Annotated in this window: 12 protein-coding genes; 6 read left to right on the top strand and 6 right to left on the bottom strand. The window is 64.2% G+C overall.

Annotated elements, in window-relative coordinates:
- Positions 1-205: 205 nt before the first annotated feature.
- The 3 genes from E8E78_RS10960 (at position 206) to E8E78_RS10950 (ending at position 3,663) form a co-directional block, all read left to right on the top strand.
- On the top strand, positions 206-430 hold the full coding sequence (locus E8E78_RS10960; RefSeq protein ID WP_061202969.1) for a hypothetical protein: 225 nt from the start codon (positions 206-208) through the stop codon (positions 428-430).
- A 205-nt stretch (positions 431-635) separates the two neighbouring features.
- Entirely contained in the window at positions 636-1,970 is a 1,335-nt protein-coding gene (locus tag E8E78_RS10955; RefSeq protein WP_016501445.1) for an OprD family porin, read from the top strand.
- Positions 1,971-2,172: 202 nt separating this feature from the next.
- The gene (locus tag E8E78_RS10950) at positions 2,173-3,663 is read left to right on the top strand and encodes a sensor domain-containing diguanylate cyclase (protein WP_280313625.1); all 1,491 of its coding nucleotides are present in this window, start codon (positions 2,173-2,175) and stop codon (positions 3,661-3,663) included.
- Here the strand turns inward: E8E78_RS10950 and E8E78_RS10945 are convergent.
- Positions 3,660-4,136: a PA2169 family four-helix-bundle protein gene (locus E8E78_RS10945; protein ID WP_016501447.1), complete on the bottom strand. Its 477-nt coding sequence runs from the start codon at positions 4,134-4,136 to the stop codon at positions 3,660-3,662. The genes E8E78_RS10950 and E8E78_RS10945 overlap by 4 nt on opposite strands.
- Positions 4,137-4,336: 200 nt before the next feature.
- On the opposite strand from E8E78_RS10945, the gene E8E78_RS10940 reads away from it, so the two are divergent.
- Positions 4,337-4,558 carry a DUF3820 family protein gene (locus tag E8E78_RS10940; RefSeq protein ID WP_049277254.1) on the top strand — a complete coding sequence of 74 codons (222 nt, stop codon included), beginning with the start codon at positions 4,337-4,339 and terminating at the stop codon, positions 4,556-4,558.
- Between the two features lie 121 nt (positions 4,559-4,679).
- On the opposite strand, the gene E8E78_RS10935 is transcribed toward E8E78_RS10940, so the two are convergent.
- The 3 genes from E8E78_RS10935 to ptsP are packed head-to-tail and all read right to left on the bottom strand — an operon-like array spanning position 4,680 to position 10,216.
- On the bottom strand, positions 4,680-6,419 hold the full coding sequence (locus E8E78_RS10935) for a PTS fructose-like transporter subunit IIB (RefSeq protein WP_049277252.1): 1,740 nt from the start codon (positions 6,417-6,419) through the stop codon (positions 4,680-4,682).
- Entirely contained in the window at positions 6,416-7,363 is a 948-nt protein-coding gene (pfkB, locus tag E8E78_RS10930; RefSeq protein ID WP_096425596.1) for a 1-phosphofructokinase, read from the bottom strand. The genes E8E78_RS10935 and pfkB overlap by 4 nt, the downstream gene beginning before the upstream one ends.
- Entirely contained in the window at positions 7,364-10,216 is a 2,853-nt protein-coding gene (ptsP, locus tag E8E78_RS10925) for a phosphoenolpyruvate--protein phosphotransferase (RefSeq protein ID WP_280313626.1), read from the bottom strand. It lies immediately after the preceding gene.
- Positions 10,217-10,500: 284 nt separating this feature from the next.
- On the opposite strand from ptsP, the gene cra reads away from it, so the two are divergent.
- Together cra and E8E78_RS10915 are read left to right on the top strand one after the other, a co-directional pair.
- The gene (gene cra / locus E8E78_RS10920) at positions 10,501-11,496 is read left to right on the top strand and encodes a catabolite repressor/activator (protein ID WP_049277246.1); all 996 of its coding nucleotides are present in this window, start codon (positions 10,501-10,503) and stop codon (positions 11,494-11,496) included.
- A gap of 2 nt (positions 11,497-11,498) precedes the next feature.
- On the top strand, positions 11,499-12,287 hold the full coding sequence (locus E8E78_RS10915) for a TatD family hydrolase (protein ID WP_280313627.1): 789 nt from the start codon (positions 11,499-11,501) through the stop codon (positions 12,285-12,287).
- Between the two features lie 79 nt (positions 12,288-12,366).
- Here the strand turns inward: E8E78_RS10915 and ampE are convergent, their stop codons facing one another.
- Both ampE and ampD read right to left on the bottom strand, forming a co-directional pair.
- Positions 12,367-13,197, bottom strand: a complete 831-nt coding sequence (gene ampE / locus E8E78_RS10910) for a regulatory signaling modulator protein AmpE (RefSeq protein ID WP_197864920.1) — start codon at positions 13,195-13,197, stop codon at positions 12,367-12,369.
- Positions 13,194-13,766, bottom strand: coding sequence for a 1,6-anhydro-N-acetylmuramyl-L-alanine amidase AmpD (ampD, locus tag E8E78_RS10905; protein ID WP_016501455.1), 573 nt, complete (start codon positions 13,764-13,766; stop codon positions 13,194-13,196). The genes ampE and ampD overlap by 4 nt, the downstream gene beginning before the upstream one ends.
- Positions 13,767-13,835: the final 69 nt, after the last annotated feature.

The raw sequence follows: 13,835 nt of genomic DNA, 5'->3' as shown, positions 1-13,835 counted from the left end.
CCTTTCGCGGCGCAAGGCCGCTCCTACACAGAGCGCGCAGGCTCTCTAGCGCGGGAGTTTGCGGCGAAAGTACTATTGCTTTTCTTTCGATCGTTACCTTTTGCGCAACAGTGCTTATCGCACTTCGCTCTGTTTCAAGTGCATTGAAAGGGCTAACTTTACCCCTGTCCTCATTAGCACTTGCCCCGCAAGAAGGTAGTTTCAAATGTCCAACAGTATGGGTATTGCCAGCGTCTTCGTCCTGTCTTCCCTGTTGTTGTCGCCCCTGGCCATGGCCGAAGAATCCAGCGCTTTCGTCACCCGTAATGCAGAGCTCGCCGCCGTCCATCAAGACGCCCGCGAGGCGGTAGCTGCAAACAAGGCTGACGCCGCCAAAGACGCAAAACAGACAGCTTCCAAAGTTTCTTTCGATGCCAACGCCGACAGCTGATCAAGCGCTGTCACTGCTCCCGATTTCCCTTGGCTACGCATTGGGCACCACCGGTGCCGATATGTTAGCCTTTTAAAGCCGCTGCCGATCAGCGGCTTTTTTTATGTGCTTTAACTCTCAGCCACGCTGTAACGTCTACCTATAAAAAAGACGCACATTCAAAAATAAAAACTGCCCCACCGTCAGACCAAAGGAGCTAGTACCGGTGCCTTCCGCGTTCCGTTTTACCCCGCTGTTCATTGCGTTGACTGCAACGATCCCTTTCGCCGCCCAGGCAGATGAAGACAAGGCTGATGGCTTCATCGAAGGCTCGTCCTTCAACCTGCATTTCCGTAATGCCTACTTCAACCGCGACAACCACAACGCTGGCGTGCGTGACACCCGCGAGTGGGGCCAGGGCGCGGTTGCGCGCTTCGAGTCGGGCTATACCCCAGGCGTGATCGGCTTTGGCCTGGATGCACATGCCATGCTGGGCCTCAAGCTGGACGGCGGTGGCGGCCATGCCGGCACCAGCATCCTGCCCGAGCACATCAAGGACGACGGTGAGCTGGGCGCTGCCCCGCATTCGTTCTCCACTGCCGGCGCTGCGATCAAGCTCAAGGCGTTCGACACCGAGCTGAAAGCCGGTGACCTGTTCCTCACCAACCCGGTGATCGCTGGCGGCGAAACCCGCATGCTGCCGCAGACCTTCCGTGGTGTGAGCCTGACCAACACCAGCATCGACGGCCTGCTGCTCGAAGGCGGCCAGGTGAGCTTCACCCACCCGTACAACCAGAGCGGCCACCGCCGCATCGACACCTACTATGGGTCGCTGGACGAGCACGACAAGAGCAAGCACCTTAACTGGGCCGGCGCGTCGTGGAGCGGTACCGAGAACATCACCACCAACCTGTACGCCGCCGAGCTGAAGGACATCTGGAACCAGTACTACGCTGACTTCGACTACACCTACGTGGTCAACGACCTGGTGAGCCTGAACCCGGGCGTGCACTTCTACCACACCCAGGACACCGGCCAGGCCCTGCTGGGCAAGATCGACAACAACACCTACAGCGTGCACTTCACCGTCAACGCAGGCTTCCATAGCGTCACCGCCGCCTACCAGCGGGTCAATGGCAACACGCCATTCGACTACATCAACCTGGGCGACAGCGTGTACCTGGACAACTCGCGCATGTACTCGGACTTCAACGCGCCGAACGAGCGCTCGTGGAAGCTGCAGTACGACTATGACTTCGCCGGTGTCGGCGTGCCTGGCCTGACCACCTCGCTGTCGTACTCGCGCGGTGAAGCCGACCTGACCAAAGCCACGCAGGACACCAGCCACTACGACTACTACCGTGAAGATGGCAAGAACGCCATGCACTGGGAACGTGACCTGGACGTGAAGTACGTGTTCCAGGAGGGTGACCTGAAGGACCTGTCGGTACTGGTGCGCTACGCCACCCACCGTGGCAGCCAGGGTTATGCGTCGATCGACAGCAACAGCGACAACGACGAAGTGCGCGTGATCGTGGACTACCCGCTGAACGTGTTCTGATCCAGGACCGCTAGCGAGGGCTCCGCCCTCGATCGCCGGCAAGCCAGCTCTAAGCCTGATGCTGTACCTGTGGGAGCTGGCTTGCCGGCGAAGGGCTGCGCAGCAGCCCCAGACGTAATTCCGTCGGACAAATCTTGTCCGACAATCACTGCTTCCCTAGAATGTCGCCGCCGCGAATGGCCCTGCCCACGCAGTAGCGAGCATGCCCACCCGATTACCGCGCTTCGCATTTCACAGGTCGCACCCCGAGCTGACCCTCAACCTGGGCAGTTGCCTTGCCGTGCTCGCCATCGTGGCCATCGTCAGCTTCCTGCTGGCACGTGAACGGGACAGCGTCGAGCTGTCGGCCATTCGCTCGTCCAACAACATCGTCCAGCTGATCGAAAGCGACATCCTGCGCAACGCCGAACTCTACGACCAGTCACTGCAGGGCCTGATCTGGGCCGTGGGGCGCAAGGAGCTGCCAGAAATACCCGGCCCGCTGCGCCAGCGCCTGCTGTTCAATGAAGCCTTCGTCGACCGCAAACGCGGTGACGTGCTATGGCTGGACAAGCAAGGCAATGTGGTGGGCGATTCCACCAGCAGTGTGCCGCGCAAGGCCAACTTTGGCGAAACCGGTGTGTTCAAGGCACACCAGGCCAACGCCAATCTGGGCTTGCTGGTAGGCCCGCCATTCAAGGCCAAGCTCGGCGACCTGGACTGGTGTATCAGCTTCAGCCGGCGCATCCCCGGCCCCGATGGCGAGTTTGCCGGGCTGGCAGCAGGCGCATTGCGCCTGTCGTACTTCAGTGAGCTGTTCCAGCGCCTGGACATCGGTGACGACAGCAGCATCAACCTGTTCAATACCGACGGGCAGCTCCTCGCCCGCCAGCCCTCACGCCCGCAAGACCCGCTGATCGGCACCAACTATGCCGAGCGGCTCAACTTCAAGCGCATCCTCAGCGAACAGAGCGGTAACTTCACAGCCCGGTCTGGCAGCGACGGCAACCCGCGCATGTACACCTTCGCCCGGGTCGCGCAGTTGCCGCTGATCGTGCTGGTGGTGCACTCGGCCGACGAGGTGTTCCAGTCCTGGCGCCGCACCGCGATTCTGGTGAGCGTCGCCACAGGTGTGCTGTGCGTGGGCATTCTCTGGTTGACCCTGCTGCTCGGCCGCGAACTGCGCCGCCGCCAGGAGGCCGAACAGGGCCTGGCGACGTTAGCCGCCACCGACAGCCTGACCGGCCTGGCCAACCGCCGTCGTCTGGACCAGGTGCTGCGCCAGGAGTGGGCGCGTGCGCAGCGCAATCGCAAGCCATTGGCCGTGCTGATGGTGGATGTGGACCACTTCAAGGCATTCAACCAACGACACGGCCATGCCGGTGGTGACCACGCGTTGCGGGAGGTGGCCAAAACCATCGAGGCGAGCATCCGCCGTCCTGCGGATCTGGCCGCTCGTTATGGGGGGGAGGAGTTTCAGGTAGTACTGCCGGAAACCGACCTAGCCGGGGCGCGGCTGCTGGCCGAGCGCATTCGAACCAGTGTGGAAGCGCTGGCACCTTTTGCCGATGACGCCCACTCGGTGACGGTGAGCATCGGCATAGGCCTGTCCGGCCCCCAGCACGACCTGAGCAGTGTGCTGGGGGCTGCGGACGAAGCGCTCTACCGGGCCAAGGCCAAGGGCCGCAACCGGATAGAGGGGCCCGACGCTTAGGAGCGGGCGCGGGCGGCGTTGCGCAGTGCCTTGACCTGGTCATGGTTGCGCTGCACGCCTTGCAGCTGTTTTTCCACCAGGCCATAGGTCATGTCACTGGCGCTGCGGCCCAGTTTTACCAGCTTCTCGCGGGCTTCCTTGTAGGCCTTGAGGGCGTGGTCCTCGCCGCGCTCAACTTCATTGAGCACCGCTTCTTCATCCTTGCCGGTAACCATCGACTTCAGGTTGACCCACCCACGATGCAAGTCGCCGCTGATGCTGGTGGAGGTTTCCGGGTCGCCGCCCAGACGACGCACTTCGCTTTGCAGTTCGCCAGCGGCGTTGGCGCATTCACCCGCACGCTGAACGAAGAACGCTTTCAGCTCTGGATTCTTCACGTCATCGGCCGAGGCTTTGAACCCTTTCTCGCCATCCTTGCTGTATTCGATCAGATCGTTGAGTACGTCAATCACGTCTTTGTTGGGGTTGCTCATGGTCGAACTCCTTGGCAGGTGATAGTCATCTACAGAGGTGCAGCGTTCGTGCCATGCTCTCTAAAAAAATAAATTCCTTAATTTTCAATTAGTTGTCGAAATAAAAAGAATGGCTGATACCGGCGTTCTGCATGATCGCCGCTTGGGCCTTCGTGCAGATTGCAGTATGGTCGGCGCTTTCTACTCAAGGTGCGCCGAAGATGAAGCCGGAAATGCTCGAATTGCTGGTGACCCGCAGCATGCCGTTCGGCAAGTACCAGGGGCGCATCATTGCCGACCTGCCGGGGGACTACCTGGCGTGGTTTGCGCGCAAGGGCTTCCCCACGGGGGAACTGGGTGGGTTGCTGGCGTTGATGCATGAAATCGACCACAACGGGCTGGGGGATCTGCTGGTACCGTTGCGCAAGAAGCATGGGCGCTGACCTGCTCCGGCCCTATCGCCGGCAAGCCAGCTCCCACAGGGTTAGTGTAGATCCTGAGCTCAGCGCCGTCCTGTGGGAGCTGGCTTGCCGGCGATAGGGCCGGCAGGGCCAACCAATGGTTCTAGCCTTTCACTGACGCTACGGCCAGCTCTACCTGCTCGCTCTTCTTGATCACCGCATACACCACCGCCGTCAGCAGGCTACCCGCGACAATAGCCAGCAAATACAGCAAGGCATGGTTGATCGCATTGGGGATAAGCAGCACGAACAAGCCGCCATGCGGCGCCATCAGCTTGCAACCGAAGTACATCGACAATGCCCCCGTCAGCGCACCACCGGCGATACTGGCCGGGATCACCCGCAGCGGGTCCTTGGCAGCGAACGGGATCGCCCCTTCGGAAATGAAGCACAGCCCCAGCGCCAACGCGGCCTTGCCCGCCTCGCGCTCGCTCTGGGCGAACTTGCGCCGGGCCAGGAATGTGGCGATGCCCAGGCCGATCGGCGGCACCATGCCGGCGGCCATGGTCGCCGCCATCGGTGCGTAGCTCGACGACGCCAGCAACCCCACCGAGAAGGCATAAGCGGCCTTGTTGATCGGCCCACCCAGGTCGACACACATCATGCCGCCCAGCAACAGCCCCAGCAGAATGGCATTGGTGGTGCCCATGCTGTCGAGGAAGTGCGTGAGGCCTTCGAGCATGGCCGCCACCGGTTGGCCGACCACGTAGATCATCACCAGGCCGGTGACCAGGCTGGCCAGCAGCGGAATGATCAAGATCGGTTTGAGCGCCTCCAGGCTACTGGGCAAGCGGGCCCAGCGGGCAATGGCCTTGGCGCTGTAACCGGCAATGAAGCCGGCGACGATGCCACCGATGAAGCCGGCACCCAAGGTGCTGGCCAGCAGGCCACCGATCATGCCCGGCGCAAGCCCCGGGCGGTCGGCGATGGACCAGGCGATATAGCCCGCCAGCAGCGGCACCATCAGCTTGAACGCGGCCTCCCCGCCGATTTGCATCAACGCAGCCGGCAAGGTGCCCGGCTGTTTGTAGGCCTCGATGCCGAACACGAACGACAGCGCAATCAACAGGCCGCCCGCCACCACCATGGGCAGCATGAACGACACGCCGGTGAGCAGGTGCTTGTACACACCCGTCTTCTCACCCTTCGCCGTCGTGGCAGCCGCTGCGGCATCGGCGCTGGTTTCCACCTTGGCGTCGGCCAGCGCCTTGTCCAGGGTGGCGCGTGCCTGCTTGAGCGCAATGCCGGTGCCGCACCGGTAGATACGCTTGCCGGCAAACCGCGCGGTAGGCACTTCGATGTCAGCAGCCAGCAACACTACATCCGCTTCAGCGATGGCCTCGGCAGACAAGGGGTTACGCGCACCGACCGAGCCCTGGGTTTCGACTGTGAGCTGATAGCCCATTTGTTGCGCGGCTTGCTGCAAGGCCTCCGCCGCCATGAACGTGTGCGCGACGCCCGTCGGGCAGGCCGTGATTGCGACGATGCGTGTGCCAGCGCTGGCAACCTCGGCCGGCGCGTCTGCTGCAGCTAGCAGTAGTTGGGCGTTGGCCGCCGCTTCATCGAGAAAGCCCTCGCGGTCGGCCAGGGCCCGGGATGGCGTGCTCTGGTACACACGCTTGCCGACGAAGCGGGCCAGGTCCACCGGGCCGGTGCTGATCACCAGCACCCAGTCGGCCTCGGCAATCTGCACGGTGCTCAGTTGCCGCTCGGGGTGCCCGGCATCCTGCACTTCCACACTGGTGCTCCAGCCGCGCCGCTGGGCAGCGGCAGACAGCAAGCGCGCGCTCAGCACACTCGACACCTGGCCGTTGGGGCAGGCGGTGACAATGGCAATGTTCATCGGCAACCCTCTTGTTGTTCTGTCAGTTGCACTGCGGCTTCCAGTCGCGCCAGCTGATCACGGTCACGGATGCCGAAGCCAACCTGGGTGACGGCCTGGGCGGCAATCGCCGTGGCGCGGGCCAGCGTGTGCGCAGGGGCCTCGCCCTGCAGCAGGCCATGGACCATGCCGGCCACCAGCGAATCCCCCGCCCCTACCGTGCTGGCAACCCTTACCTTGGGCGGGCAGGCATGCAGGGCCAGGTCGCGGGCGAACCAGCTGACGCCCTGTTCGCCGGCAGACACCACCACATGTTCAACGCCACGGCTCAGCAACTGCTCGGCGCCAGCACGTTGCTGCGCTGGGTTATCCACAGCCTGGCCAAGCACTTCGCCGAGCTCTTCAGTATTGGGTTTGACCAACCAGGGCGCGCTTTGCAGGCCGGCGCGCAAGGCTTCGCCGCTGCTGTCCAGCGCCACCTTGAGGCCAAGGGCCTTCAACCGGTCCAGTAACTGGCGGAACCAGTCGGCGCTGATCCCTCGCGGCAGGCTGCCCGCCACCACCACGGCATCGTGCCCCGGGGCGACCTGCTGCAGGCGGTGCAGCAAGGCACTGCATGCCGCCTCGTCGACCTCCGGGCCTTGGCCGTTGATGTCCGTGACGCGGCCATCGGCCTCAACCAGCTTGATGTTGCTGCGGGTTTCGCCCGGCACGCGAACAAAGCAATCGGTAAAGCCGCGCCAGTCGATCAGCGCCTCGAACGGCTGCAGGTTATCGCGCCCGAGGAAACCGCCAACGGTCACGCTGTGCCCCAGGTCGGCCAGTACCTGGGCAACGTTCAGCCCTTTACCCGCCGCGTGGCTCTGTTGGGCCTGGCTTCGGTTGACCTGCCCCGGGCGCAGGGTATCGAGGCCGATGGTGATATCCAGCGCCGGGTTCAGGGTGAGGGTGAGGATCTTGGCCATTCAGTAACGCTCCACCAGCGCGCGAACCGCTGCGGCGCTGTCTTGTTGCAGGGCCTCACGCGCCAAGGCGCGGGCCGTCTGATGATCAGCCTGGCGAACCAGGGCCTTGACTTCGGCGATGCTGCGCGCGGACACGCTGAGTTCGTCCACGTCCAGCCCCAGCAGCACAGGCACCGCCTGGGGGTCGGCCGCCAGCTCGCCGCACACGCCCACCCATTTGCCGTGGGCATGGGCGGCGCGCACGGTCATGTCGATCAGGCTCAGAACCGCCGGGTGCAGGCCGTCGGCCTGGGCCGAAAGGCTGGGGTGACCACGGTCGATGGCCAGGGTGTACTGGGTCAGGTCGTTGGTGCCGATACTGAAGAAGTCCACTTCGCGCGCCAGTTGCGCGGCCAGCAGGGCCGCCGAAGGCACCTCCACCATGATGCCCAGTTGCAGGTCGGCCACCGGGATTTCTGCACGCAGGCGCTCGACCATGGCCCGCGCCTCGCGCCACTCATGCACCTGGCCCACCATCGGGAACATGATGCGCAGCGGGCGCTGGTCGGCGGCCCGCAGCAAGGCGCGCAGCTGGTCTTCCATCACGTGCGGGCGTTGCAAGGTCAGGCGTATGCCGCGCACGCCGAGGAAGGGGTTTTCCTCGGCGGTGATCGGCCAGTACGGCAGCGGCTTGTCGCCGCCGACATCAAGGGTACGCACCACCAGCGGCCGGCCGTCCAGGCCATCGAGCACACGACGGTACTCGGCCTCCTGGGTGGCAACGTCGGGGGCCTGGGTGTGGGCCATGAAAATCAGTTCGGTGCGCAGCAAGCCCACACCTTCGGCGCCCTGCTCCACCACCTTGGCGATGCCGCTGCCCTCACCGATGTTGGCGAACACTTCCACGGCGTGGCCATCGCGGGTGACAGCGGGTTCAAAACGGTTGGCCCAAGCGGCCTGCAAACGCTGTTCGCGTGCATCACGCTCGGCCAGCGCGCGTTGCAATTCATCCTCCGGCGGTGCCACGCTGACCACGCCGCGCTGGCCATCCAGCAGCAATGGTGTGCCAGCTTCCAGCAACAGGATCGCCGCACCCGCGCCGACCACAGCCGGGATGCCCAAGGCACGGGCGACAATGGCACTGTGGGCGGTGGCACCACCCTGTGCAGTGACAATACCGGCGACCCGGTTTGGGTCCAGCCGGGCGACGTCGGAAGGGCCAACTTCGGTCATCACCAGTACGTACGGTTGCTCGGGCTCAGCCTGGGCGTGCACACCGCACAATTGCGCCAGCACGCGGCGGCCGATGTCGCGTAAATCGGCGGCGCGCTCGGCCAGCAGGGCATCGTGCAACGCCTCCTGCTGGCGGGCCGCGGCATCGATCACTGCCATCCACGCCGCCGCAGCGCTTTCCCCCTGAGCAAGGCGCTGCTCGGCATCGTCGGTCAAGGCCGGGTCGGCGAGCATTTCCTGGTGAGTGACGAAAATCTCGCCAATGGCCTTGTCGCTGCGCTGGACCAAGGCCTGCAGCTCACTGTGCACCGTTGCCAGGGCCTGGCGCAGCTTTTGCCGTTCCTGGGCACAGGACTCGCCGCGCAGGGGGTAGTCGAACTCACGCTCGACACACACATGGGCAGGGCCACTGGCAATGCCAGGGGCAGCGCCCACGCCCTGAACCCGGCTGCCGGCCGCGGGGGCTTGCAGCACCTGGGCGGCAACACTGGCAACGGGCTCCGCACTTTGCGGCAGCGGCTCCACCTCTTCACCCAGGCCTTGTTCGATAGCAGCCAGCAGCACCGGTAAGGCATCGGCGGCGATACCCGGCTCGGCCACCAGTTCCAGGGCCTGGCCACGACGGGCACCGAGGCTGAGCAGCTTGCTCAGGCTCTTCACCGACACCGCTGGCTGCGCGCTGTCGACCAAACGTATACGGATTTCCCCTTCAAAACCTTTCGCCAGTTGCGCCAGCACCTTGGCCGGGCGGGCATGCAAGCCATGCGGGTTGGCCAGCACAATGCGCGCGCTCGGCCAGTCTGCTGGCGCCTCGCCGCCCAGCACTTCCAGCACTGCACGGCTGCTGGTGGCCTGATAGAGCATCTGCCCGCGGCCTTCTATCAGCACTTCACACAGGCGTTCAAGCAGGGCCTGATGAGCCGCGCCAAGGCTGGCCAGGCAGAACAGGCCATTGAGCGGCTGGTCGCGGTAACGCAGTGGCTGCTGTGGGGTAATAAAAGCCAGGCCCGGCTGGCGCACCTGGCGCTCGCTGTGCAGCCACCACAGGCCCTCGCCCAGTGGCAGCGGCTCGGCCTGCTGCAGCACAGCGGCAAAACCGCTGTCGACGCAGTCGGCGCGCTGCAACAGGCGGGCACCGCGCCAGGCCAGTTCGTCGAAGTCTTCAGCCGGCAGGTTCAGGCCGACCAGTTGCGCATCCAGCGCCAGCTCTTGTGGCGCGCCTTGCAGCAGCTTGAGCAGTGCTTCGGCGGAACTGGCCCGGCGCAGCGCCTCGGCCAGGTCGGTCTCGCCCAGGGCGCGGGTCAGCAGTTGCAGCAAGCGCAGGTGTTCGTCGGAACGGGCGGCGATACCGATGGCCAGATAGACCATTTGCCCATCGCCCCAGTCCACGCCTTCGGGAAACTGCAACAGACGCACGCCGGTGGCATACACCAGATCACGGGTTTGCGGGGTGCCATGGGGGATGGCAATGCCCTGGCCAAGGAAGGTGGAGCCTTGCGCCTCGCGGTCCTGCAACCCCTGCAGGTACCCCTGAGCGACAAGGCCGTCGGCAACCAGCCGGTCCGCCAGCAGGCGCAACGCCGCGGCCTTGTCGGCGGCCGTCTGGCCCATGGCTATCTGCTCCTTGGCGAGTTCGAGCATGACCTTCTCCTTTTGCAGTTCCCGGTCGGGTACTGGAGTATTGTTGTGAAATTCACATGAAGGGCCAGTTCAACAGCCTTGCACAGATGGCAGCCGAGGCAGAAAATTCGGCAGCTGAAACGTTTAATCTGACCAGACGGCCACGTTACTCGATAATCTGCCCGGTAAAAAGCCCCATCCTGTCGGACAATTGCGACAATGGTCGTCTGCGCATGGCGCCAGAGCCGGGTCAAAATACCCGGTCCGGCCTCAGAGCCAGCCCCGGAAATAACAAGGAAAATTCGGTGAAACTCAGCGATATCGCCCGTCTGGCCGGTGTGTCCGTAACCACGGCCAGCTACGTCATCAACGGCAAGGCGGAACAGCAGCGCATCAGCAACGCCACAGTCGAACGGGTGCGCGCGGTGGTCGAAGCCCACGGCTTCACACCCAACCCGCAGGCCGCCGGCCTGCGCAGCCGACACACCCGCACCCTGGGCTTCATTCTCCCGGATCTGGAGAACCCCAGCTACGCCCGCATCGCCAAGCAGCTGGAGCAAGGCGCCCGCGCCCGTGGCTACCAGTTGCTGATCGCCAGCAGCGACGACCAGCCCGACAGCGAGCGCCAGTTGCAGCAACTGTTCCGCGCGCGCCGTTGCGATGCCCTGTTCGTTGCCAGCTGCCTGCCTCCGGAAGACGACAGCTACCGCGAAATGCAGGACAAAGGCCTGCCGGTGATCGCCATCGACCGCCGGCTGGACCCTGCGCACTTCTGCTCGGTCATCAGCGATGACCGCGATGCCAGCCGGCAATTGGCTACCAGCCTGCTCAGCGCCGCCCCACGCAGCATTGCCCTGATAGGCGCACGCCCCGAGCTGTCGGTCAGCCAGGCGCGTGCCGGCGGGTTCGACGAAGCCCTGCAAGGCTATACCGGTGATGTCCGTCGCTACCAGGGCGAGGCGTTCAGCCGTGAGTGCGGCCAGCGCCTTATGCAACAGCTTATCCATGACCTGGGCGGCCTGCCGGATGCCCTGGTGACCACCTCGTACGTGTTGCTGCAAGGGGTGTTCGACACCCTGCAGGCGCGCCCTGCCGACTCGCGCCAGTTGCAGCTGGGCACCTTTGGTGACAACCAGCTGCTCGACTTCCTGCCACTGCCGGTCAATGCCATGGCCCAGCAGCATGGCCTGATTGCCGCCACCGCGCTGGAACTGGCGCTGGCCGCAATCGAGGAAAAACGCTACGAACCTGGCGTGCATGCCGTGGGCCGCACCTTCAAGCAGCGCATCACGGTGGCCTGAACATGCGCCTGATCGACACCCACACCCACCTGGACTTCCCCGACTTCGACGCCGACCGCCCGCGCCTGCTGGCCAACGCGGCGGCACGCGGGGTGGAACGGATGGTGGTACTGGGGGTGTACCAGGCGAATTTCCAGCGTGTGTGGGACCTCGCCTGCACCGATCAGCGCCTGTTCGCAGCACTCGGCCTGCACCCGGTGTACCTCGACCAGCATCGCCCGGAGCACCTGACGCAACTGCGCGAATGGCTAGAACGCCTGCATGGCGACCCACGGCTGTGCGCCGTGGGAGAGTTTGGCCTGGACTACTATCTCGAAGACCTGGACAAGACACGCCAACAGGACCTGTTCGAAGCGCAACTGCAAATGGCCTGCGGCTTCGAACTGCCCGCGCTGTTGCACGTACGCCGCAGCCATGCCCAGGTAATCGCCACGCTCAAGCGCTACAAGCCGGTGCGGGCGGGCGTGATTCATGCGTTTGCCGGCAGTTACGAAGAGGCGCGCGAATACATCAAGCTAGGCTTTCGGCTTGGGCTTGGCGGTGCCGGCACCTGGCCACAGGCGCTGCGGCTGCGCAAGACGCTGGCGCGCCTGCCACTGGAGAGTGTGGTGCTGGAGACCGATGCGCCGGATATGGCGCCGGTGATGTACCCGGGGCAACGCAACAGCCCGGAGCATCTGCCGGACATTGCCGGGGCGCTGGCCCAGGTGATGGGCGTGGATGTAGAGGCGCTGGCGCAGGCCAGTAGCCGCAATGCTTGCGAGTTGTTTGGCTGGTGCTCGCCTTTGTAGTTGCTGCGCCTGGCAGATCGAGCGCCGCCCGCGCGGCGCTCGATCTGCCAGGCGACGCAAATAGCAAGGCGACCCTATGTCAAACCAGCACGGTCCACAACGCGAACCCGGCATACCACAACACCGCACAGCGCAGCAGCAGCTCCCACAGGCTGTCCAGCCGCCCCAACCCACGCTGGCTGTCTTCTTCATCGGGAATATCATCGGCAATGCGCCCCACCCGCGCCACCAGGTGCGCAGCACTGATGTGCCAGTTGAGCACCTCGTGCAGCATCACCCGGGTCACTGCGAGGAAGTTGCCCACCAGCGCAAAGCTCAACGCCATCAAGCGAACCGGCAGCCAGTCCATGATGTGCCGCAGTTGTTCGGCCCGCGCCTTCAACGCAGGCTGCTTGCTGTGCTCGCCACACAGCGCCAGCAGGCGATATGCCAGCACCGCACCAGGGCCCAGCACGAAATACCAGAAGATCACCGCGAAAAAGCCTTGGTACACCTGCCACAGCAGGTTGCCCTGCACACGCACCAACAGGCTATGCGGCTCGTCCGCCACCACGCCCAGGTCGCGCTCTGCAACATGCAGCGCCGCTTGATCATCACCGCGTCGCCAGGCATCACGGAACGGTCCCAGCGACGCCTTGGCATCGCCACGGCCCAGGCTGTAGACCAACACCAGCAGATGCACCGGCAACGCCAACAGCCCATAGGCCACCGGCTCCAGCACATGCAGCAGCAACACCAGCAGCGCTACCGGTGCCAACACCAGGATGGCCAGCGTCCACCAGGGGTGCACCTTGCCGCTGCGCTCCAGGCGTACCAGTTCGCCAAGAAAGAACCCATCACGCTGCACTTGATGGCGCAGGGCCGAAAACTTCTCGACCCACAGCGCCAGCAGCAACACCAGAAAACTCATGCCTTGTCCTCGTTGTGCAGCAACGCTTCACGGTAGCGCGGCCAATCGAACGACGGGCCGGGGTCGGTCTTGCGTTGCGGGGCAATGTCGCTGTGGCCCTGAATGCGGCCCAGGTCGATGGCCGGCCAGGCGCTGCGAATGTGCCGGGTTAGCTGCTCCAGCACGCCGTACTGGGCATCGGTATAGGGCAGGTCGTCGGTGCCTTCCAGCTCGATGCCGATGGAAAAATCGTTGCAGCCTTCGCGCCCGTCGAAGCACGACACACCTGCGTGCCAGGCGCGCTCCAGCAATGACACGAACTGCGTCACCGCCCCGTCACGCTCGACGAACAGGTGCGCCGACACGGTCAGCTGGCTGATGCTGGCGAAATAAGGGTGCTCGTCGGGGTCCAGGCGATTCTGGAAGAACTGCTGCACCTTGCCGGTACCAAAGCAGGCCGGCGGCAGGCTGATGTTGTGGATCACCAGCAGGGAAACCACTTCGCCTTCGGGGCGGGCATTGAAGTTCGGCGAGGGGCAGTGGGTGATTCCGATTCCGTGGAACCAGCCAGTGGCACGGTCCAATTGCATGGGGCAAATCCTGAAAGCGCCTTGAACAGAAACACAGTATGCCCTGCCGCCAACGCCGTTGGCATGTGA

Source organism: Pseudomonas sp. BN505 (assembly GCF_029873175.1).
GTDB lineage: Bacteria > Pseudomonadota > Gammaproteobacteria > Pseudomonadales > Pseudomonadaceae > Aquipseudomonas > Aquipseudomonas putida.
The sequence above is the reverse complement of the archived record's forward strand: the minus strand, read 5'-3'. Positions and strand labels throughout refer to the sequence as shown.

What these genes read in the sequence shown, in the direction of transcription:
- E8E78_RS10960 (WP_061202969.1), top strand. Translation starts at nt 206, where the DNA reads ATGTCCAACAGTATGGGTATTGCCAGCGTCTTCGTCCTGTCTTCCCTG.
- E8E78_RS10950 (WP_280313625.1), top strand. Translation starts at nt 2,173, where the DNA reads ATGCCCACCCGATTACCGCGCTTCGCATTTCACAGGTCGCACCCCGAG.
- E8E78_RS10945 (WP_016501447.1), bottom strand. Translation starts at nt 4,136, where the DNA reads ATGAGCAACCCCAACAAAGACGTGATTGACGTACTCAACGATCTGATC.
- E8E78_RS10940 (WP_049277254.1), top strand. Translation starts at nt 4,337, where the DNA reads ATGAAGCCGGAAATGCTCGAATTGCTGGTGACCCGCAGCATGCCGTTC.
- E8E78_RS10935 (WP_049277252.1), bottom strand. Translation starts at nt 6,419, where the DNA reads ATGAACATTGCCATTGTCACCGCCTGCCCCAACGGCCAGGTGTCGAGT.
- pfkB (WP_096425596.1), bottom strand. Translation starts at nt 7,363, where the DNA reads ATGGCCAAGATCCTCACCCTCACCCTGAACCCGGCGCTGGATATCACC.
- ptsP (WP_280313626.1), bottom strand. Translation starts at nt 10,216, where the DNA reads ATGCTCGAACTCGCCAAGGAGCAGATAGCCATGGGCCAGACGGCCGCC.
- E8E78_RS10915 (WP_280313627.1), top strand. Translation starts at nt 11,499, where the DNA reads ATGCGCCTGATCGACACCCACACCCACCTGGACTTCCCCGACTTCGAC.
- ampE (WP_197864920.1), bottom strand. Translation starts at nt 13,197, where the DNA reads ATGAGTTTTCTGGTGTTGCTGCTGGCGCTGTGGGTCGAGAAGTTTTCG.
- ampD (WP_016501455.1), bottom strand. Translation starts at nt 13,766, where the DNA reads ATGCAATTGGACCGTGCCACTGGCTGGTTCCACGGAATCGGAATCACC.